At 68.5% G+C, this 20469-nt stretch carries 19 protein-coding genes and 1 riboswitch; of the genes, 8 read left to right on the top strand and 11 right to left on the bottom strand.

Annotation, left to right across the window (positions count from 1 at the left end):
- The first annotated feature begins 80 nt into the window (after nt 1–80).
- From AC5P5X_RS06980 to gph, 3 genes are all read left to right on the top strand, one after another.
- Nucleotides 81–1010: a LysR family transcriptional regulator gene (locus AC5P5X_RS06980; RefSeq protein WP_012479035.1), complete on the top strand. Its 930-nt coding sequence runs from the start codon at nt 81–83 to the stop codon at nt 1008–1010.
- On the top strand, nt 1007–1798 hold the full coding sequence (locus AC5P5X_RS06975) for a class I SAM-dependent methyltransferase (RefSeq protein ID WP_012479036.1): 792 nt from the start codon (nt 1007–1009) through the stop codon (nt 1796–1798). Before AC5P5X_RS06980 ends, AC5P5X_RS06975 begins: the two co-directional genes overlap by 4 nt.
- Before the next feature lie 65 nt (nt 1799–1863).
- A complete protein-coding gene (gene gph, locus AC5P5X_RS06970; protein WP_024957092.1) occupies nt 1864–2520 on the top strand; it encodes a phosphoglycolate phosphatase in 657 nt (218 codons plus the stop codon).
- Between the two features lie 100 nt (nt 2521–2620).
- Here gph and btuB read toward each other — a convergent pair whose 3' ends face one another.
- Complete coding sequence (gene btuB / locus AC5P5X_RS06965; RefSeq protein WP_012479038.1) at nt 2621–4462, bottom strand: TonB-dependent vitamin B12 receptor; 1842 nt, start codon at nt 4460–4462, stop codon at nt 2621–2623.
- A 115-nt stretch (nt 4463–4577) separates the two neighbouring features.
- A riboswitch (cobalamin riboswitch) is annotated at nt 4578–4800 on the bottom strand.
- 143 nt (nt 4801–4943) lie between these two features.
- Here btuB and AC5P5X_RS06960 point away from each other — a divergent pair.
- On the top strand, nt 4944–5522 hold the full coding sequence (locus AC5P5X_RS06960; protein ID WP_062608094.1) for a histidine phosphatase family protein: 579 nt from the start codon (nt 4944–4946) through the stop codon (nt 5520–5522).
- 91 nt (nt 5523–5613) lie between these two features.
- Here AC5P5X_RS06960 and AC5P5X_RS06955 read toward each other — a convergent pair whose 3' ends face one another.
- A complete protein-coding gene (locus tag AC5P5X_RS06955; protein WP_049418785.1) occupies nt 5614–5976 on the bottom strand; it encodes a TfoX/Sxy family protein in 363 nt (120 codons plus the stop codon).
- Nucleotides 5973–6455 (bottom strand): GAF domain-containing protein, encoded by a 483-nt coding sequence (locus AC5P5X_RS06950; RefSeq protein WP_005407940.1) that lies wholly within the window; start codon nt 6453–6455, stop codon nt 5973–5975. Before AC5P5X_RS06950 ends, AC5P5X_RS06955 begins: the two co-directional genes overlap by 4 nt.
- 68 nt (nt 6456–6523) lie before the next feature.
- On the opposite strand from AC5P5X_RS06950, the gene bioD reads away from it, so the two are divergent.
- Nucleotides 6524–7207 carry a dethiobiotin synthase gene (gene bioD, locus AC5P5X_RS06945; RefSeq protein ID WP_111189397.1) on the top strand — a complete coding sequence of 228 codons (684 nt, stop codon included), beginning with the start codon at nt 6524–6526 and terminating at the stop codon, nt 7205–7207.
- 75 nt (nt 7208–7282) lie between these two features.
- Here the strand turns inward: bioD and AC5P5X_RS06940 are convergent, their stop codons facing one another.
- The 4 genes from AC5P5X_RS06940 to msrB form a co-directional block, all read right to left on the bottom strand.
- Entirely contained in the window at nt 7283–8731 is a 1449-nt protein-coding gene (locus AC5P5X_RS06940) for an aminotransferase-like domain-containing protein (RefSeq protein WP_111189668.1), read from the bottom strand.
- A 255-nt stretch (nt 8732–8986) separates the two neighbouring features.
- Nucleotides 8987–9724: a peptide-methionine (S)-S-oxide reductase MsrA gene (msrA, locus tag AC5P5X_RS06935; protein ID WP_111189667.1), complete on the bottom strand. Its 738-nt coding sequence runs from the start codon at nt 9722–9724 to the stop codon at nt 8987–8989.
- A gap of 14 nt (nt 9725–9738) precedes the next feature.
- Nucleotides 9739–11505 carry a cytochrome c biogenesis protein DipZ gene (locus tag AC5P5X_RS06930; protein WP_111189666.1) on the bottom strand — a complete coding sequence of 589 codons (1767 nt, stop codon included), beginning with the start codon at nt 11503–11505 and terminating at the stop codon, nt 9739–9741.
- A gap of 2 nt (nt 11506–11507) precedes the next feature.
- On the bottom strand, nt 11508–12083 hold the full coding sequence (msrB, locus tag AC5P5X_RS06925; protein ID WP_005407946.1) for a peptide-methionine (R)-S-oxide reductase MsrB: 576 nt from the start codon (nt 12081–12083) through the stop codon (nt 11508–11510).
- A gap of 144 nt (nt 12084–12227) precedes the next feature.
- Between msrB and AC5P5X_RS06920 the strand changes: the two genes are divergently transcribed.
- Nucleotides 12228–12947, top strand: coding sequence for a response regulator transcription factor (locus AC5P5X_RS06920; RefSeq protein WP_005407947.1), 720 nt, complete (start codon nt 12228–12230; stop codon nt 12945–12947).
- Complete coding sequence (locus AC5P5X_RS06915; RefSeq protein WP_005412149.1) at nt 12944–14413, top strand: sensor histidine kinase; 1470 nt, start codon at nt 12944–12946, stop codon at nt 14411–14413. Before AC5P5X_RS06920 ends, AC5P5X_RS06915 begins: the two co-directional genes overlap by 4 nt.
- Here AC5P5X_RS06915 and AC5P5X_RS06910 read toward each other — a convergent pair.
- Together AC5P5X_RS06910 and AC5P5X_RS06905 are read right to left on the bottom strand one after the other, a co-directional pair.
- Nucleotides 14410–15756 (bottom strand): ATP-binding protein, encoded by a 1347-nt coding sequence (locus AC5P5X_RS06910; RefSeq protein ID WP_043033912.1) that lies wholly within the window; start codon nt 15754–15756, stop codon nt 14410–14412. The two genes, AC5P5X_RS06915 and AC5P5X_RS06910, sit on opposite strands and share 4 nt — an antisense overlap.
- On the bottom strand, nt 15753–16442 hold the full coding sequence (locus tag AC5P5X_RS06905) for a winged helix-turn-helix domain-containing protein (protein ID WP_005407950.1): 690 nt from the start codon (nt 16440–16442) through the stop codon (nt 15753–15755). Before AC5P5X_RS06905 ends, AC5P5X_RS06910 begins: the two co-directional genes overlap by 4 nt.
- 350 nt (nt 16443–16792) lie before the next feature.
- On the opposite strand from AC5P5X_RS06905, the gene asnB reads away from it, so the two are divergent.
- Nucleotides 16793–18694 carry an asparagine synthase (glutamine-hydrolyzing) gene (gene asnB / locus AC5P5X_RS06900; RefSeq protein WP_111189665.1) on the top strand — a complete coding sequence of 634 codons (1902 nt, stop codon included), beginning with the start codon at nt 16793–16795 and terminating at the stop codon, nt 18692–18694.
- A gap of 773 nt (nt 18695–19467) precedes the next feature.
- Here asnB and AC5P5X_RS06895 read toward each other — a convergent pair.
- Nucleotides 19468–19815: a phasin family protein gene (locus tag AC5P5X_RS06895; RefSeq protein WP_005407952.1), complete on the bottom strand. Its 348-nt coding sequence runs from the start codon at nt 19813–19815 to the stop codon at nt 19468–19470.
- A gap of 117 nt (nt 19816–19932) precedes the next feature.
- Nucleotides 19933–20295 carry a 6-carboxytetrahydropterin synthase QueD gene (queD, locus tag AC5P5X_RS06890; protein WP_005407953.1) on the bottom strand — a complete coding sequence of 121 codons (363 nt, stop codon included), beginning with the start codon at nt 20293–20295 and terminating at the stop codon, nt 19933–19935.
- Between the last annotated feature and the right edge of the window lie 174 nt (nt 20296–20469).

Genomic DNA, 20469 nt, shown 5'->3' with positions numbered 1-20469 from the left:
GGGAATGGGGCCACTCTAGGCCGCTGCAGTCGCTCGAAAAACAGCGTATAACGCGCTTGTTTGTTGCATGGATCGAGCATATGGACCGACTGACCGCCATGACCGTATTCGTCGAGGTGGCCGAGCGCGGCAGCCTCACCGCCGCCGCCGAGGTGCTGGACATGTCGCGGGCGATGGTCAGCCGCTACCTGGCCGAGGTCGAGGCTTGGCTGGGCGCGCGCCTGCTGCACCGGACCACGCGCCGGGTCAGCCTGACCGGCCCGGGCGAGGCGGCGCTGGCGCGCTTCCGGCAGATGCTGGCCATCGGCGAGGAACTGCAGGGCGAGCTGGCCAGCGACGATCCCGAACCGCATGGCACGCTGCGGGTGACCGCCAGCGTGTCGTTCGGGCAGAGCCACCTGGCGCGTGCGGTGGCCGCTTTTGTCGCACGCCATCCGGCGGCGCGCATCGAGCTGCTGCTGGTCGACCGCATGGTGAACCTGGTGGAAGAGCGGGTGGACCTTGCGGTGCGCATCGCCCGCCAGATCGATCCCAGCCTGATCGCACGACGGCTGGCCACCTGCCGCTCGGTGCTGTGCGCGACGCCGTCGTACCTGCAGGCGCGCGGTACGCCTACCGCCCCGGAACACCTGGCCGCGCACAACTGCCTGACCCATCACTACGTGGGCAAGAGCCTGTGGCAGCTGCACCGCGATGGCCGTTCGCTGTCGGTGGCGGTGGGCGGCAACATCAGCGCCAACGAAGCCTCGCTGTTGCTGGAAGCGGTGCGTGCGGGCGCCGGCATCGCGATGCTGCCGACCTACCAGGTGGCGCCACTGCTGCGCAGTGGCGAGCTGATCGAGTTGTTGCCCGAGTTCAGTCTGGACGAACTCGGCATTCATGCCGTGTACGCATCACGGCGCCAGCAGCCCGCTATCATGCGGCGATTCCTGGACTTCCTGGCCGAGTGTTTCGCCAGCCCGGCCTTCCAGGATCTGGATTGGCGCCCACCGGGCAAGGAGAACACATGAACCACGGACAGGCCTTGATCGACCACAACCGTGCTGCCTGGGACCGCCAGGCCAGTGAAGTGCGCGAATGGTCGCGCCCGGTGGAAAGTTCAACCGTTGCCGCCGCGCGCGAAGGACGTTGGCAGGTGCACCTGACGCCTCGCGCCCTGCCGCTGGACTGGCTGGGGGATGTGCGCGGCCGCCGCATCCTCTGCCTGGCCTCGGGCGGTGGCCAGCAGGCCCCGGTGCTGGCGGCGGCCGGGGCGGAGGTGACCGTGTTCGATCTGTCCGATGGCCAGCTCGAGCAGGATCGTCAGGTGGCGGCGCGTGATGGCCTGCAACTGCGCACGGTGCAGGGCGACATGCGCGATCTGCACGCCTTCGCCAACGACAGCTTCGATGTGGTGTTCCACCCGATCTCCAACCTGTACGTGCCCGACGTCCGGCCGGTGTGGACCGAATGCCGCCGCGTGCTGGCGCGTGATGGCATGCTGATGGCCAGCTTCTACAACCCGGTGCTGTTCGTCGGTGCACGCGATCCGCAGCTGGATGCACAGGGCCTGATCCGACCGCAGTACGCCATTCCCTATTCGGATCTGGAAGACCTGCCACCGGCCGAGCGCGAGGCGAAACTGGCGCGGGGCGATGCGCTGACCTTCGGCCACAGCCTGACCGAACTGATCGGTGGCCAGCTCGATGCCGGCTTCGTCATCGATCGCTTCATGGAAGACTGGCAGCCGCAGCCGCGCTTCCTGATCGACCGCTATCTGCCCACCTTCCTGGCTACCCGCGCGCGCCGGATCGGCTGAGGCGGATCGGTGCAAAAACCAGCGGCGTACAATGGACGGCCCCACGTCGCACAGGTGCCGTTCCCTTGTCGTATCCCTATCCGCTGGTCGTGTTCGACCTCGATGGCACGCTGGTCGACAGCGCTGCCGATATTGCCGAAGCACTGAACCGCACGCTGGAAGACATCGGCCTGGCGCGCGTGCCGGAAGCCACGGTTCTGGGCTGGATCGGCGACGGTGTGCGTCGTCTGGTCGAACAGGCGGTGCAGGCCGCCGGCCGCGAGGTGGACCTGGCCGAGGTGATGCCGGTGTTCATGGTGCACTACCGTGAGTGCCTGCTGCGCAGCCCGCGACTGTTCGACGGCGTGGGCGAAGCGCTGGCGCAACTGCGTGCGCGCAACGTGCCGCTGGCGATCTGCACCAACAAGCCCGAAGCACTGGTGCCGCCGCTGCTGCAGCACCTGGGTATCGGTGATGCATTCGCGCTGGTACTGGGGGGGGATTCGCTGCCGCAGCGCAAGCCCAGTGGCGAGCCACTGCGGCACATCGCCGCGCACTTCGGGCTGCCGGTGGAGTCCTGCCTGATGGTGGGTGATTCGTTGACCGACTACCGCGCCGCCGAAGAGGCCGGCATGCCGATCGCGCTGGTGCGCTACGGCTATCCGCGCGGCCTGGACCTGGCCACCGCGCATGCGGTGGCGGTGATCGACGACCTGCGTGAACTGCCGGGGTTGCGGGGCTGAAGCAGAGGGGTAGTGCCGGCCGCTGGCCGGCAACCCGGAATGCGTTGCCGAAGGTCATGATGTTGCCGGCCAGTGGCCGGCACTACCATGAACGTTGCGCTCACTTCGGCTGGTAACGCACGCTCAACTGGTACTCGCGGCCGGGCTGGTTGAACCATGCCACCGTTTCGTAGCGACGGTCGAAGACGTTGGCGGCACGTGCCAGCAGCGACCACGATGGCGTCAGTGCGTACTCAGCGCGCAGGTCCAGCGTGCCGTAGCCGCCCACCTTCACCGCGTTGGCGGCATCGTCGTAGCGCTTGCCGGCACCCTGCACGGTCAGGCCTGCGCGGAAATCGCCGAAGCGACGGTCGATGTCCAGGCGCGCGGTCTGCTGCGCGCGGCGTGGCAGCCAGTTGTCGAACTGGGTGCTGCCGCCGGTGCGGTTGCGCGGGTCGGTGTAGCTCAGCTGCGCGTTGATGTCGAAGCCGGCCAGCAGCACGCCGCCGGTCAGTTCGGCACCGCGGATGCGGGCCTTCTCCACCTGCTGCATCTTGAAGGTCGCCGCATCGTAGGTGATCAGATCATCGATGCGGGTTTCATACACATCCAGGCCCCAGTGCCAGCCCTGGCCCTGCTGCGAAACGCCCAGGTTGGCACTCTTGGATTTCTCCGGCTTCAACGTCGGCACGCCGCTCCACGGGTCGTACAGATCGCTGAAGGTCGGTGCCTTGAACGCCGTGCCATAGCTGGCGTTGAGGCGCAGGCCGTGGCCCAGCTCCATCGCCCAGCCAACGCTGCCGGTGGCGTGGTTGCCGAACTGCTGGTTGTCGTCGTTGCGTGCGCTGGCCTGCAGCTGGTGGCGGCCGAAGCGGCCCTGGTACTGCACGAACACGCCGGTGTTGCGGCGGCTGTCGACCAGGTAACCCGCGCTGCTGCCATCCAGGTTGTCTTCGCTCCAGTCCACGCCTGCGCTCAGCAGCTGGCCCTCGGCCACGCCGAAATCGCCCTGCAGGGAGGCGCTGTCGCGGTGGGTCTGTGCGCTGCCACGTGCACCGAAGTCGCCGAAGTTGTCCGACTCGTTGTCACTGCGGCCGACGTTGGCGGTGAATGCCAGGCGCTCGGACGGGGTGTAGCGCACCTTGCCGGCCAGCACCTGCTGGCGGGTTTCCGAATAGTTGTAGTAACCGTCGTAATGGTTCCTGCCGTCGGCGCGCAGGGCGCTGCCTTCCACGTTCCACTGGTCGTTGAAGGTGTAGCCACCGCGCAGGCTCTTGGACAGGTTGCGGTAACCGTCGCGGTCGGGCTCGTCGGCGAAGCAGCCGGCGAACAGCGTGGCCGAGCCGCGGCAGGCATCGATGCCGTCGGAATGCTGGTAGGCGATATCCGCACCGAACCAGCCGCGTTCGGTACCGCCGCCAATGCCACCGCTGGCTTCACGCAGGCCGTTGCTGCCACCGCCAAGCTGGAAGTGCGGGGCGAAATCACCCTGGTTGCGGCGGGTGAAGATCTGGATCACGCCACCGATGGCGTCGGCGCCGTACAGGCTCGACTGCGGGCCGCGCACGATTTCCACGCGCTCGATCTGCGCCAGCGGCAGGTCCTGGTACATGGCCAGGCCGAGGTCGGCGCTGTTGATGCGCACGCCGTCCACCAGCACTACGGTGTGGCCGGAATTGGTACCGCGCAGGAACAGCGAGCTCTGCTTGCCGAGGCCGCCGGCATTGGCCAGGTTGATGCCGGCGCGACCGCGCAGCAGTTCCTGCAGCGAAGTGGCCTGGCTGGATTCGATCTGGGCGCGGTCGATCACCTGCGCCGGCGCGATGCTGTCCTGCAGGGCGATCGGGGTGCGGGTGGCAGTGACCAGGATCTGGTCGAGCGCGGTGGTGTCATTGGCGGCCTGGGCCAGCGCGGGCAGGGCGGCCAGCACGGCCAGGGACAGCATTCGGGACTGCAGCTTCATGGGGGACTCCGGGTGCCACGCACGCCCGCGTGGCGAAGGGGAGGAGCCGCGAAGGCAGGCGTGCGCCGATGCCGCAGCGCACGCCACGGTCATCCAGCGCCATGCCCACCGCATCGCGACCTGAGGCTTCCGGGCCGGTCTCCGGGCTTGCCGCCGGGTGGCGCGAGGCCACCGTCCAGGCGCCTTCCCATGCCTGCGGCACAGTGGCGGTGTTGCCTGGAACTGACGTGCTTACCGTTGCGGGGGCAGCGCCGGCCTGGCGTGGAATCACGCGTCACCGGCTTCCCGTTTCAACCTGCCGGCCATGGCCGCAGGTCACCTGGAAGTGCGCGCAGTCTACGGCATCGCAGGCCGTCCCGTTGCGTCGCGCCTGCGCGACTGCCTTTGCTGTGCCTTTAGAATGGTTGCTCGATCCCGTGGTGCCGTTGCCGATGTCCGCCCGTTTTCCGCTGTACCTGCGTCGCCCGTCCGGGACGCGCGCATGATCCTCGACCTGGTCCGCCATGCCGGCAATGGCCGTGACGAGTTCCTTGATGGCCGCAGCGACCCACCGCAGCTGGCCGGGCTGCCGCAGGAGCTGGTCGAGGCCTATGCCGGGCAGCGCTGGGAGCGGGTGATCAGTTCACCGCGGTTGCGCGCGCTGCATACGGCGATGGCCCTGGCCGCGCCGCGTGGGCTGGACGTGGAAGCGGACGAGGAATGGGAAGAGCTGGACTTCGGCGATTGGGACGGGCGGTCGCTGTTCGACCTGCCGGAGGATGCACTGGCGGCCTTCCATGCCGACCCGCACGCGTTCCCGCCGCCCAATGGCGAGAGCTGGGGCCACTTCGAGCGACGCATCGCGCGCGCGCTGGATCGCCTGCTCGATGATGACGATCCGGTGCCGACGCTGGTGGTCAGCCATGGCGGCCCGCTGCGCATGGTGCTGTCGCAGGTCTGCGGCCTGCCGATGTCGCTGAGCTGGGCGCTGCGTATCGACCACGGCACGCGCCTGCGGGTATGGCTGGAGCGCGGTGAGATTGGGCTGGTGGGTGAATTGCTGGAGCTGCAGCAGCCCTGAGCGCACTCGCCGGGCATGGCCCGGCGCTACCGATCCTGCATCACACTGGTTGTGCCGGCCGCTGGCCGGCATCCCCAGGAACGCGGAGGCCTCAATCCTCGTCCGCGCCCTCGGGCACGCTGTCCTCAGCGTCATCGTCGGCATCGAAGCGCTGCTCATGCACCGGGCCCGACGCCGGGCCGGCTGCCTTCAGCGGATGCGCAGCGATGCGTGCTTCGTAATCCTGCACCAGTGCTTCACGCTGTGGCTCGCTCAGCTCCTGCCAATGGCAGTCCAGCAACGCGCCTTCCAGCGAGTACAGCAGGTTCAGGCTGGGCTTGAAGCCGGCGCGCTTGACCTTGACGAAGGCGCCGACGGCTCCGATCGCAACCAGGTCGTCGCGGCTGCGCAGGCCGACCTGGCGCAGCCACGCCGCACTTTTCGGGCCGATGTTGCGCAGCTTCGGTGCGCTCATCCCAGCGCCTCGACGAACACGCGGGCGATGGCTTCCAGGCCAGCCTGATCGTCGGCATCGAAGCGGCCCACCTTCGGGCTGTCGATGTCGAACACGCCGATCAGTTCATCGCCGCGCAGCAGCGGCACCACCAGTTCCGAGCGCGAGGCCGAATCGCAGGCGATGTGGCCGGGGAAGGCGTCGACGTCCTCTACGCGCTGGGTCACGCGCTGGCTGGCGGCGGCACCGCACACGCCCTTGTCCAGCGGGATGCGCACGCAGGCCGGCAGGCCCTGGAACGGGCCGACCACCAGTTCCTTGCCGTCGTACAGGTAGAAGCCAACCCAGTTCAGGTCGGGCAGGGCGTGGTAGACCAGGGCCGAGAGGTTGGCCGCGTTGGCGATGCGGTCGGACTCAGCGTAGACCAGGCCACGGGCCTGTTCCAGCAGCTGGGCGTATTGTTCCGGCTTGCTGCCGGTGAGCGAGGCATTGGCGAACATGCCTGCAGTCTAGCAAGCGCGCCGGGCCGGCGATAATGCACGCTCTGTTGCCCCGTTGGAGCCCGTCGATGCCGTTGCCCGCCACGCTGCCGCCCGCCCTGTTCGTCACCGGCACCGATACCGAGATCGGCAAGACCGCGGTCAGCACCGCACTGCTGCACGCACTGCGCCGGCGCGGACTGCGCGCGGTCGGCATGAAGCCGGTGGCCAGCGGCAGCGAAGACCTGGGCCAGGGCCTGCGCAACGAGGATGCATTGGCGCTGCAGGCGGCCAGCTGGCCGGTACCGGACTATGCCGATCTGAACCCGTATGCGTTGCGCCAGCCGCTGGCACCGGAGCTGGCCGCTGCCGAGGACGGCGTGCAGGTGGAGCTGGCGCCGATCGTGGCAGCGTTCGAGCGGCTGCGCGCGCAGGCCGATGTCGTGGTGGTGGAGGGTGTTGGCGGTTGGCTGGCACCGGTCTCGGCCACGCTCGACCAGCTCGACCTGGTGCGCGCATTGCGGTTGCCGGTGTTGCTGGTGGTGGGCATGCGGCTGGGCTGCGTCAACCACGCGCGTCTGACTGCGCAGTCGCTGCAGGCCAGCGGCGTGGAGTGCCTGGGCTGGATCGGCAACCACATCGACCCGGCGATGCAGCGCCAGGATGAGAACATCGCAACGCTGCAGCAGCGCCTGGCGATGCCGTGCTGGGGGCGGCTGCCACATCTGCCGGGAGCGGATGGCGAAGCGTTGAGCGCGCGTCTGCTCGATTGACCTGGGGTAGTGCCGGCCGCTGGCCGGCAACCTCGATGTATCCACCTGCGTGCAGTTGCCGGCCAGCGGCCGGCACTACCGTGCTGCGGCCGCCAGCTCCCGCGCGATCGCACCCAACCGCTCCACCGCGCCGATGAAGCGTGCATCCAGCGTCTGGCAGCACGACAGCCGCAGGCAATGGCGATACCGCGCGCCGCGTGAATACACCTGGCCGGGCATGAACACGATGTCCTCCTGCAGTGCACGCTCGAACAGCTCGCGCGTGTCCACGCCCGGCAGTTCCAGCCACAGCAGGAAGCCACCCTGCGGTTCGGTGGCGCGGGTGCCGGCCGGGAAGTGTTCGGCCACCAGCTGGCGCAGCCGTCCGACCTGTTCGCGGTACAGCCGGCGCATGCGATGCAGATGGTGCTCGTAGCTGCCCGCTTCCAGATAGGCCGCCACCGCGTCGCCCAGCAGCTGCGGCTCGCCGCCGGTGGACTGGAATTTCAGCAGCGCGATGCGCTCGGCGAAGCGGCCGCCATCGAGCCAGCCGATGCGGTAATCCGGCGCCAGCGTCTTGGAAAAGCCGCCGGCCACCATCACCCAGCCACCGCGATCGAAGGCCTTCAGGAGCGGTGCCGGCGGTTCGCAGAACTGCAGCTCGGCATACACCGCATCTTCGATCAGCGGCAGCTGGCGTGCGTTGACCAGTTCGGCCAGGCGTTGCTTGGCGGCGGTCGGCATGGTGCAGCCGAGCGGGTTGTGCACGGTCGGCATCACCACCAGTGCGGCCAGCGGCGTGTGCTCCAGCAGCGCATCCAGCGCATCCACATCCAGGCCGAGCTGCGGGTGGGTGGGCAGTTCGATGGCCTGCAGGCCGAGGTTGGCCAGCAACGGGTAGAGGTTGAAGTAGGACGGCGCCTCGATGCCGACCGCATCACCGGGCTGGGTGACCGCGCGTAGCGCCAGCTGCAGCCCTTCCATCGCACCGTGGGTCAGCAGCAGGCGTTCGCTGTGGGTATGCAGGCCCATGCGCGGGCCGCGGCGCACGATCTGCGCCAGCAGCCGTGGCGAGCCGTTGGGGCGTGCATAGGTCTCCACGGTCTGCTGGCCATGGCGCAGTACCTGCGCCGTGTGCTTGGCCAGCTGCGCGCCGGGGTAGAACTGGCGACCGCGCGGGCCGGCAAAGGCCAGGTCGATCACGCCGGGGCGGCGCTGTGCTTCCAGCACGCGGGCCATCAGTACCTGCTGCAGCGGCGCGGTGGGCGCAGAAGGCGTGTCGCGCAGCGAACGTTCCGGCACCGACAGCCGCGGCGCCACCTCGAAGCCGGCTTTCGGCCGCGGAATGACCAGGCCAGCGTCTTCCAGCTGGCGGTAGGCGGCAATCACCGTGTTCAGGCTGAGCCGGCGCTGCAGGGCCATCTGCCGCAGCGAGGGCAGGCGGCTGCCGACCGGAAGGCGTCCGCCGTGGATGGCCTCGGCCAGTTCGTCGGACAGCCGTTGGTAGCGGGGGGGGATCATTGCGCTCTGATCATCTGTATCCATCGAGTTTCCCGCCATCTGGTGCTGTACCCATGATGACGGCGAGCCTAGCATGTCGTTGTCGGCCGGGCCTGATCGGGGCACGGCCGGTACTTTCCAAGCGCACGGCTGGATGGCCGTGCCTCTTTTTTTGGTAGTGCCGGCCGCTGGCCGGCATTCCCTGGAACCGCAAGAGCCGGCCAGCGGCCGGCACTACCCGGATCGTTACCGCATTGGCAGGAGCGTCACCGAGCGCCAGCCGGCCCCACGGAAATGCCGTCAGCGCATCGGCACCAGCACCGCATCGCGCCGGTACAGCCCCGGGAACTGCCTGCCCAGCGCGGCCAGCTTCGGCGCGTCGTAGTAGCGGATGTACGCGGCCTGCGGGTAGTTGGTCATGTAGTTCTGGTGGTAGCTCTCGGCCGGGTAGAAGCGCTGGCCGCTGACCAGCTGGGTGACGATCGGTGCGCGGTAGCTGCCGGCCTGGCCGAGCTGGGCGATGTAGGCGCGGCTGGCTGCCTGCTGGCGGGCGTCATCAGTGAAGATCGCCGACCGGTACTGGCTGCCGTGGTCGGGCCCCTGGCGGTTGAGCTGGGTCGGGTCGTGCACCACCGAAAAGAACACCTGCATCAACTGCCCATAGCTGACCTGGCGTGGGTCGTAGTCGACCTTCACCGCTTCGGCATGACCGGTCTGACCGCTGCTGACCCGCTCATAGCGGGCATTGGCAGCGCTGCCACCGATGTAGCCGGACACCGCATTACTCACGCCTTTGACATGCTGGAACACACCCTGCACGCCCCAGAAGCAACCGCCGGCGAACACCACGCTGGCGTGGGTGGCGTCATCGCGGAACGCAGCGTCGCCCGTGGGTACAGGGAGTGCCTGGGTCTGCGCGCTGGCTTCGACCGGTGCCGCGATGGCGCCATGGTCAACGAGCAGCACGCCGGCGATGAGTGCCGTGGCCACCGGTCCGGCAACGCCAGCGGCAATGCCCTGTTCAAAGGAGAATTTCATCGTGTCCTCCCGGTTCAACCGAAGGTGAAGGCATAGGCCTGCACGCCCGCATCGAGGAACTCGATCTCGAAGCGGTGCGGGCTGACCGTGCCGCGTTGGCGCACCAGCTGGTAGAGGCGGTGCTCGTCGACCACGCCGCTGCCATCGGCGCCGACATCAGTGCCGGCATCGGTGGCGGGCAATGGCTTGCCATCCAGCAGGACGCGGAAGCGCACCGGCTTTCCTTCCTGGCCCGGTGCCAGCACCAGGTGCAGGTCGCGCGCATGGAACTGGAAGGCGATGCGGCCACCGGCTTGCTGCAGCTGCGCAGCCTCGTCGGTAACGGTCCAGCGTCCGGACAGGCCCCACTGGTTCAACGCCAGGCTGGCCGGCAACGTGTAGTCGAACGCGGTGTCGCTGCGCTGCCCACCGGGCGAGGCGAACTGCTCGGCACGGGCGTGGCCCAGATAGGTTTCCGGCGAGCGCAGATTGCCCATGTCGGCCTGCGCAGCCACGCCCTTCAGATCGGCGGCGGCCGGATCGGCCGGCGGCGGTAGGTTCGTCTGGCCGGCCTCGGTCAGCAAGCGACGGATCACCTGTTCCGAGCGCGCATAGTTGCCCTCGCCGAACTGGTGGCCGCGGATGTTGCCCTGCGCATCGACGAAGTACTGCGCCGGCCAGTAGCGGTTGTTGAACGCGCGCCAGATCGTGTACTGGTTGTCCAGTGCCACCGGGTACTCAACCTTCAGCTGCTGCACCGCCTTCATGACGTTGCGCGGGTCACGCTCGAAGGCGAACTCCGGGGTGTGCACGCCGACCACTACCAGGCCGTGGTCGCGATAACGGCGCTCCCATTCGTGCACGAACGGCATCGCGCGCAGGCAGTTGATGCAGGAGTACGTCCAGAAATCGACCAGTACCACCTTGCCGCGCAACTGCTGGGCCGTCAGCGGTGGGCTGTTGAGCCAGCCGGTGGCACCATCCAGCGCGGGCAGGGTGCCTTCCACTGGCAGCGGTGCATTGGCATTCGCATCGGGGCCCGCCATCATCATCGACGGTGCTGCCGGCTGCGCACCGGGAACGGCATCCAGCAGGCCCTGCTCGATGCGCGCGGTGCTGACCGTAGACAGGCGGGTCAGCAGGCCGGTATCCCAGCCCAGCCCGATCGCCACCACCGCCAGCAGTGCGGCCACGCCCAGTACCTTGCGCAGCACATCGCCGAGGCCGAGCCGCGCCTGCAGCGCGCGGAACACGCGGCCACCTACCCATACCGCCAGCGCCAGTGCGGTAATTGCGCCCAGCGCGTAGGCCAGCAGCAGCGTGCTGGTGCCGGCGCTGGCCCCGTGCAGCGCGGCACCGGTCAGCACCAGGCCGAGGATCGGCCCGGCGCAGGGTGCCCACAGCAGGCCGGTGGCGATGCCGATCAGCAGCGAGGTCCACGCACCGCCACGCCCCGCTGCGTCGGCCGCATCGGCACGCGCGCTCAAGCGGGCACCCACGCGCTGGAACGGCGCCAGCAGGTGGTCGGCCAGTCGTGGCCAGAGCAATGCCAGTGCGAACAGCGCCATCAGCAGCAGGGCGATCCAGCGTCCGACCTGGTTGGCCTGTGCCACCCATTGGCTGCCCACCGCAGCCAGGCTGGCGACCACGGTGAAGGTGAGTGCCATGCCCAGCAGCAGCGGCAGCGTGCTGCGCAGGAAGGGGCGGTCGGCACGCGCGAACACGAACGGCAGCACCGGCAGGATGCAGGGACTGAGCAGGGTCAGCGCGCCCCCCAGGTAGGCAAGCAGCAACAGCAGCATCGTCAGGCTCCGGAAGCAGGGGAAGAACCGACCGGCACCCGCCAGCCATCGGCAGTACCGCCCTCAGCGGCACCGGGAACGAACACCATCGCCGCGCCGTTCATGCAGTAGCGAAGTCCGGTTGGGCGAGGCCCGTCGTTGAACACATGGCCGAGGTGGCCACCGCAGCGGCGGCAGTGCACCTCCACCCGCAGCATGCCGAAGGTGACGTCGCGGTCTTCGCCGATGGCGTTGTGCAGCGGCGCCCAGAAGCTGGGCCAGCCGGTGCCGCTCTCGAACTTGGTGGAGGAGGAGAACAGCGGCAGCGCACAGCCGGCGCAGGCAAACGTGCCCTGCCGGTGTTCCTTGTTGAGCGGGCTGCTGTACGGGCGCTCGGTCGCCTGCTGGCGCAGCACTGCGTACTGCGCCGGGGTCAGGCGCTGGCGCCAGTCGGCATCGCTGCGCATGACCTCGAACTGTCGCGACGGGCGCGCTTCAGCGGCGGCCGGGGCGGCACGGCTGCAGGCCCCCAGGCCGAGCAGGCCGGCGGCGGTGGCAACACCGCCCAGGCCCAGCAGATGGCGTCGGGTAAGGGACATGGCGGACTCCGGGAAGGGGCGACGGGGCCATGCTGCGCCCGCCCGGGTCAACGAATCCTCACGCAGGATTCAATTTTTCGTGAGGTATCGGCGTCCATCCCGCGCCACAATGCAGCCAGCCTCCCAACTGGCCCCGAGCTGCCGATGTCCACCAAACGCGTGCTGATCGTTGAAGACGATGCCCACATCGCCGACCTGCTGCGCATGCATCTGGGCGATGAGGGCTACGACGTCGCCCATGCCGCCAGCGGCGATGCCGGCCTGCGCCTGCTCGAGCAGGAAGGGCCATGGGATGCGCTGGTGCTGGACGTGATGCTGCCCGGCGTGGACGGCTTGCAGGTGTGCCAGCGTGCACGCGCGATGGCGCGCTATGTGCCGATCATCATCATCAGCGCGCGAGGCAGCGAAACGCAGCGCATCGTCGGCCTGGAACTGGGGGCGGATGATTACCTGGCCAAGCCCTTCTCGATGCCGGAACTGGTGGCACGGGTGCGCGCATTGCTGCGCCGGGCCGAGGCGATGGCGCAGAGCGCGCGCATCGATGCCGGCGCGATCGAGCTGGGCGGCCTGCAGCTGGACCCGGTCGCGCGTACCGCCTCAGTGGATGGCAACGCACTGGAGCTGACCCCGCGCGAGTTCGACCTGCTGCTGTTCTTCGCCCGTCATCCGGACCAGGTGTTCGCGCGCATGGAACTGCTCAACCAGGTCTGGGGCTACCAGCACGATGGCTACGAGCACACGGTCAACACCCACATCAATCGCCTGCGCAGCAAGATCGAGCCGGACCCGGCCAATCCACGGCGGTTGCTGACGGTGTGGGGCCGTGGCTACAAGCTGGTCGATCCTGCCGGGGCGGCGGCATGATCAAGCCGAACCTGTGGCAGAAGCTGGCGGCGGTGATCGCTGCGCTGATGCTGATGTGCTGCATGGCATTGCTGGCGCTGCAGATGCGCGCCAACACCCGCCACGAGCAGGAAGTGGTGCAGCGGTTGTCGCTGGGCCTGGCCGAGCACATTGCCCAGCGCAGCGAACTGATGGACACCAGCGGCATGCGTGATGCCGCCGTGCGCGCGCTGTTCGGCCAGCTGATGGCGGTCAACCCCAGCGTCGAGGTCTACCTGCTGGACGACCAGGGCCGCATCCTCGGCCACGATGCGCCGACAGGCCATCTGGTGCGCAACCGGGTGGACGTGGCACCGCTGCGCCGGCTGCTGGCCGGTGCGCCGTTGCCGATCCTGGGCGATGACCCGCGCAGCACGGACGGCCGCAAGGTGTTCAGTGCCGCGCCGCTGATCGTGCAGGGTCGCCAGGCCGGTTATGTGTACGTGGTGCTGGTCGGCGAACACCGTCAGATGCTGTCCGACGACCTTGCCGCCGGCAGCCAGTGGAACACCACGCTGTGGTCGGTGATGCTGGTCGGCAGCCTGGGCCTGCTGGCCGGGCTGGTGGCCTTCTACTGGGTGACGCGCCCGCTGCGGCGGCTGACCCGGCGCATCCAGGCCTTCGACATCGACGCACCCACGCCGTTGCCGCCGCCGGAGCCGCTGCGTCCCGGTGAGCGCGACGAGCTGGTGATCCTCGAACACGCACACGCGCAGATGGCGCAGCGGCTGGGCGAGCAGTGGCAGCAGCTGCGCCAGCAGGACCTGCAGCGCCGCGAGCTGGTCGCCAACATCTCGCACGACCTGCGCACGCCGTTGTCATCGCTGCACGGCTATCTGGAAACGCTGGCGCTGAAAGACGCCACGCTGTCGCCGGACGAGCGCCGCCGCTACCTCGGTATCGCGCTGGCGCAGAGCGCCAAGGTTGGCCGGCTGGCGCGTGCGCTGTTCGAGCTGGCGCGGCTGGAACATGGCGAAGTGCGCCTGGAGTGGGAGGTGTTCGCATTGCCGGAGCTGCTGCAGGACGTGCTGCAGAAATTCGAGCTGGCGGCGCAGGCTCGCAACCAGTACCTGCACGCGGACTTCCCGCCCGGCCTGCCGCTGGTGCGCGCCGATCTGGGCCTGGTCGAGCGGGTGCTGACCAACCTGCTCGACAACGCGCTGCGGCATGCGCCCGACGGTGGGCGGATCGAGGTGTGCCTGCGCGCGACGCCGGACAGCGTGGAGGTGAGCGTGGCCGATGATGGACCTGGTGTTGCCCCTGCACTGCGCACGCAGCTGTTCCAGGCACCGGCCGCGCTGGGCGCGCGACGTGGAGAGAACGGCGGGTTGGGCCTGCTGATCGTGCAGCGCATCGTGCAGTTGCACGGCCGTCGCATCGAACTGCGTGACAGCGAGCGCGGCGCGTTGTTCGCGTTTGCGTTGCCGCGTGCGGAACCAGCGGTCTAGCAGGCCGCATCGCACTCCACGGCAGCGCCGCTTTCCAACGGCAGGTGCAGTCGGATGCAGGCACCACCCAGCTCCGAATCGGTTACTTCGACCTGGCCGCCATGCTTGTCGGCCACCACCTGCACCAGCGCCAGTCCGAGGCCGAAACCGGGGCTACCCGGATCCAGCCGCACATAGGGTTGCAGCACCTGGCCGCGCAGTTCGGGTGCGATGCCGGGGCCATCGTCCTCCACCTGCAGGCACAGCCAGCCGTCGTTGACCGTGCTGGCGATACGGATCTGCCGCCGCGCATAGCGCAGGGCATTGCCGAGCAGGTTGCGCAGTGCCAGTTCCAGCATGTGCCGGTTGACGTTGACCAGGCCCGCCGGCGACAGCACCTGCTGTACCGGCATCGGCAGCGGTGCGAACTGGGCCACCACGCCACGTACCAGTGCCGCCAGCTGCAGGCGCTGGCGGGTCAGCTGATGGCAGCGGCCGAGCGCGGCGTACTCGACGCCGGCATCGGTGAGGTGCTGCAGCCGATCGACATCAGTGCGCAGGCCGCCCAAGGCATCACGCTGGATCTCGTCCAGCGCGGTGTCCTCCAGGTCGGCCAGGCCGAAACGCATCCGCGCCAGCGGCGTGCGGACTTCGTGCGCCACTGCCTGGGCCAGCACGCGCTGGCTTTCCAGCAGCTGCTGCAGCTGCTCGGCCATGTGATTGAAGGCATTGGCCAGCGGCCGCACCAGCGCGGTTCCGGCGCGCGGCGCGCGGGTATCCAGCTGGCCGTCGCGCATCTGCCGGGCGGCCTGGGCCAGCTGCGAGACGTCGCGCCACAGGCGGTAGACCATCACGTACATCGGCAGCGCCACGGCCACCATCAGGATCAGCAGCAGGATCGCCACGCCTGACACTTCGCTGTCCTGCCAGCCCTCGTCAGGCAGCGCTTCGTCCAACGGCCCGAGCATCACCGCGTAGTCGCTGTCGCCGATCCGCTGCAGGCTGCGCATGTGCTCCAGGTCGATCTGCACCCGGCCGTTGCTGAAGGGGGGGCGCTGGCTGGCCGGCAGCGCCTTCATCGCCTCTGCCAACGGCACCATGCGCAGGGCATAGGCGAAGTCGGCGTCCAGTTCGCGCGCCAGCGTCGGCCACTGCTCGCGCGGGGTTTCGGCGAAGCGGTGCTGCAGCAGGGCATGGGTACCGCGCATCTCGGCCAGCAGTCCGGCTTCGGTGCGGTCTTCCAGCAGCGCATCCCAGGCCCACAGGCCCAGCACGATCAGTAGCAGGTGGGCGACCAGGAAGCCGATGCCGTAGCGCAGGAAGTGGAAGGCGTGGCCGCGCATCGCCGAGGGCGTGCGCTTCATCCCCATGCCGAGCGGCTGAACAGGTAGCCGCGGCCACGCACGGTCTTGATCCGCTCCGGTTGTTCAGGGTTGTCGCCCAGCTTGCGGCGCAGGCGCGAGATGCGTGCATCGATCGAACGGTCCAGGCCGTCGAAGGCGATCCCGCGCAGGCCGCGCAGCAGCGCATCGCGGTCCAGGATCTGGCCGGCATTGCTGGCCAGCAGGAACAGCAGGTCGAACTCGGCAGTGGTGAGCTCCAGCAGCGCGCCCTGCAGGTGCACGTTGCGGGTGGACGGGTCGATGCTCAGCTCGCCGAAGCGGAGGCTGCCGTCGCGTGGTTCGACCCGGCGGTGGCGGCGCAGGTGGGCGCGCAGGCGGGCCAGCAGCACCCGTGGTTCGATCGGCTTGCCGATGTAATCATCGGCGCCCAGTTCCAGTCCCAGCACCTGGTCGATGTTGTCGGTGCGGGCGGTCAGCACGCAGATGATGCCGTCATAGTGGGGGCGGATCTGCCGACACACTTCGAAACCATCCTGGTCGGGCAGGCCGACATCGAGCAGGACCAGGGCGGGCTTGTCGGCCAGGATCCGGGCCACCGCACGCTCACCGCTGCGCTCGTGGGCCACCTGGTAGCCATGCCGCTGCAGATAGTCGCTGACCATCGTACCCAGGCGGGCATCGTCTTCGACCAGTACGATATCCAGCATTTTCAAGGCCTCCGTGGACGCACACGTACCGCCACGGCACGAGCGCGGCGATGCTATCCCAGCCTTCGGGCCGCCCGGGTCCCGGGGGCGGGCGCCATTCAGCCGGGGTTGCTGGCGCACGGGCCGGGCCTCAGGCCTGGCAACAACTTGGCGTCCAGCATAGCCTGATGCTGTTACAAAACGTTACCTTCGTGATACGCACGGTGACCATCGCTGACAGCAATGCGACTGACGCAGGGCCGGGGGCGGGCCGAGCATGGAGTCTCCTCCGCTCCGCGTGTCGCTCCCATGTCGCCCGCCGCCGCCTGCCTGCTGAACCCGTCCCGCCGCTGCCGCTGCGGAGGTGCCCGATGAGCGGCGTGGTCGGGGCCTGGCTGCCGCCCGCCGAGGACGAACACCTGCTGCAGCAGCTGGCGCCAATGCTGCGCGCCCTGCAGCAGCGCGGCCGGGGGCGCATCGGCTACTGGACCGATGCCGAGGCCGGCCTGGCGCTGGGCCACTGCCGGGCGCCAACCGATACGCCGTTGCAGCCCCTGAGTTCGGACTGTGGCCGTTACGTGCTGTGCCTGGATGGCCGGTTGTACAACCGGGCCGACCTGCAGTCGCAGCTGCGCGATCTGCCACGCAGCTGCAGCGATGCGCGGCTGCTGCTGCAGGCGATCATCGAATGGGGCGTGGAACGGGCGCTTTCCCGCATCGAGGGCGCGTTCGGTTTCAGCGTATGGGACCGCGAGTCGCGCGAACTGTGGCTGGCCCGCGACCCGGTTGGCGAGCGGCCGCTGTACTACGGCTGGTACCAGGGCCGGTTCCTGTTCGCCTCGGAAATGAAGGCACTCCAGGCCTTTGCCGGTTTCGCCCCGAGCATCGACCAGGATGCGCTGAGCCTGCTGCTGCGCCATGACTACGTGCCGGCACCGCACACCATCTACCGCGGCATCCACAAGCTGGTGGCAGGCGCGATGCTGCGCATCGATCTGAATGACCATGCGGCTGGCGGCTCCAGCCAGACCGCACAGAGTGGTTCACGCTACTGGTGCGCACGCGATGCGATGCAGAGCGCACTGCAGGAACCGCTGCTGCCGGCGCCGAGCCTGGAGCAGGCGACCGACCAGCTGGAAGCTGTGCTGCAGAAGGCCATCGCCGCACGCATGCATTCGCCGCTGGCCTGCGGCGCGTTCCTGTCCGGCGGCACCGATTCCTCGCTGGTGACGGCGATGATGCAGGCACAGTCGACGCTTCCGATCGAAGCGTGGACGGTTGGCTTCGACGATCCCGGCCATGACGAGAGCGATTGGGCCTCGCAGGTCGCGCGGCATCTGGGCGTGCAACACCACCTGCACCGGATGGACGCGCGACAAGGCCTGGATCTGCTGCAGCGGCTGCCGCAGGTCTGGTGCGAACCGTTCGCCGATGCCTCTCAGCTGCCGACCCTGCTGGCCAGTGAACTGCTGGGCGCGCGCAAGCCGGTGGCCCTCACCGGCGACGGTGGCGATGAACTGTTCTTCGGCCACCCCAGCTATGGCCGCGCGCTGCGCAATGCGCGCCTGTGCGGTGGCCTGCCGGACTGGGTGCGTGATCTGGCGCGGCGCAGCGGCAACCGCATGAATGTCGAGCGCGGCCGCCTGGGCGGCTGGCGCGCACTGGTGGCGGAAGTCGCCGCCAACGACGTGGAAGGTCACTACCTGCAGCGCGTGACGCGCTGGCGGCAGCCGGCGCAGGTGGTGCTGGGTGCACGCGAGCCGATGACGATCTTCCAGCAGCAGGACACGGCGCTGCCGGCCGAGGCCCGCATCCAGCTGCTGGATTTCCGCATGGATCTGGCGGAGGGCATCCTCGCCAAGGTCGATCGCGCGGGCATGGCGGCGGGCGTGGAGACGCGCGCGCCGCTGCTGGACATGGAGGTGGTGCGGTTGGCCTGGCGCCTGCCGCAGCACCTGAAGTACCACGACGGTGAGCACAAGCGGATCCTCAAGCACCTGCTGGCGCGCTACCTGCCCGAGCCGCTGGTGTATCGCCCCAAGCGCGGCTTCGGACCGCCGATGGCGCGCTGGTTGGCGGGCCCGCTGCGCGACTGGGCGGAGGCACTGCTGGACCCGCAGCTGCTGCGCAACCAGGGCTGCTTCGATGCGGCACGCGTGCGCGGCATCTGGGAAGCGTTCCTGCGTGGCGAACGCAAGTGGCACACGCACCTGTGGAACGTGCTGATGTTCCAGGCGTGGCACCAGCACTGGCACGGTGCTCGCGGGCGCTGAGCCGTTCCTGCATCGCGTGCGGCGGATTCAATCTGCGTGGCGCCGGGCGGATGCCCTTGCGTACGAATGTCCTCCGGCGCCGGCCGTTGGCCGTCACCTCCCCCTTTACTTCGTACGCAAGGGCATCCGCCCTGCGTTCGGAGTTCGTCGGCGCCTCATTGAAGGCAGATTGTTCGCAGCCTTACCCACCGCAAGCCGAGCCTCGTCGGGGCGGGCAGGGGGTTGGGCAAAGTAAAGGAGGAGGGGACGGCCAACGGCCGGCGCCGGGGGACATTTGCCCAGGCCCCTGCTTGTCTCGGCGGGGCCCGTCAGTTCGCGGGGAATCGGGACGAAGACACGCGTGTGGCGGATTCATTCTGCGTGGCGCCGGGCGGATGCCCTTGCGTACGAATGTCCTCCGGCGCCGGCCGTTGGCCGTCACCTCCCCCTTTACTTCGTACGCAAGGGCATCCGCCCGGCGTTCGGAGTTTGTCGGCGCTTCCTTGAAAGGCGGCCGCGCGTGCTGCGCTTTCCTCACCGCACGCCGAGCCTCGTCGGGGCGGGCAGGGGTTTGGGCAAAGTAAAGGAGGAGGTGACGGCCAACGGCCGGCGCCGGGGGACATTTGCCCAGGCCCCTGCCTGTCCCGGCGGGGCCCTTCAGTTCGCGGCGAATCCAGACGAGGAAGCGCTCTTCAATGCAGACGCCAGGCAAAAAAAAGACCCGGCAGAGGGAGGGATCTGCCGGGTCCGGATTGCGTGGGGGGAGGGACCCACGCAATGAGCGTTGCGTCGCGTCAGTGGTTGTTCGCGTCCGCCGTTGATTCGTTGTAGCCCTGCACCAGTTCGGACCAGGCCTTGCCGGCCTGCAGGCCGAGACCGACCACGTCCTGCTGGGCCTGGCCCAGCCGCTGCAGGTTGTCCTGCCACAGCTGTGCGCCCTTGTTGAGCATCCCGGCCGTGTCGTCACTACGGGCCAGTTCCCCCAACCAGCCGCCGGTCGCGGTCAGGTTGCGCTCCATCGCCTTCAGCTGCACGCCGAACATGCTTTCCGCGTTCTCCAACGCCAACCGGTTCGCGCGGGTTGCTGCGGCTGCGAGCTGGCGGGTGGCATCACTGAAGCGATCGCTGAAGGCGGCGGCCATGGGGGCATCAGGGAGTGGCTTGATGCATTGCAGCATACGCCGTTGATGCGGCAATGCAACAAAAATAACAAAGGCGCCCCAGGCGCCTTTGAAACACCTTTCAGATCAATGGGTTGATCAGGCCGTCGGGCCGCGGTAGCGGCAGCCGGAGGTGCAGGTTTCGTGCACGGTGATCTCGCTCAGCGCCGGCAGGCTGGGCTTGAGTTCGTTCCAGATCCACACCGCCAGGTTCTCGCTGGTCGGGTTCTCCAGGCCGGGGATGTCATTGAGGTAGTGATGGTCCAGGCGGTCGTAGATCGGCTGGAAGGCCGCCTTCACGTCGCCGAAATCCATGATCCAGCCGGTCTGCGCCCCCGGCTCGCCCTCGACCTTCAGTTCCACCCGGAACGAGTGGCCATGCAGGCGCGCGCACTTGTGCCCCGGCGGCACGTTGGGGAGGCGGTGCGCCGCCTCGAGCATGAAGACTTTGAAGATTTCCATGGCGCGATTGTACGCCGCAGGTGGCCGGCCATCCTGAGCGGATGTTGGGCTTTCGTGAAGTAACTCTTTCCATCCGGATGAAGAGATGATAGTTTCTCTTATATCCGTATGAAGAGATGTTATTGGCCGGATCCCGGCCAGGCATGGACTACTGCGGAACTACGTCGCCCTTTC

Source organism: Stenotrophomonas sp. YJH_SMC_91, assembly GCF_059368495.1.
This window is presented reverse-complemented; position numbering and strand designations above follow the sequence as displayed.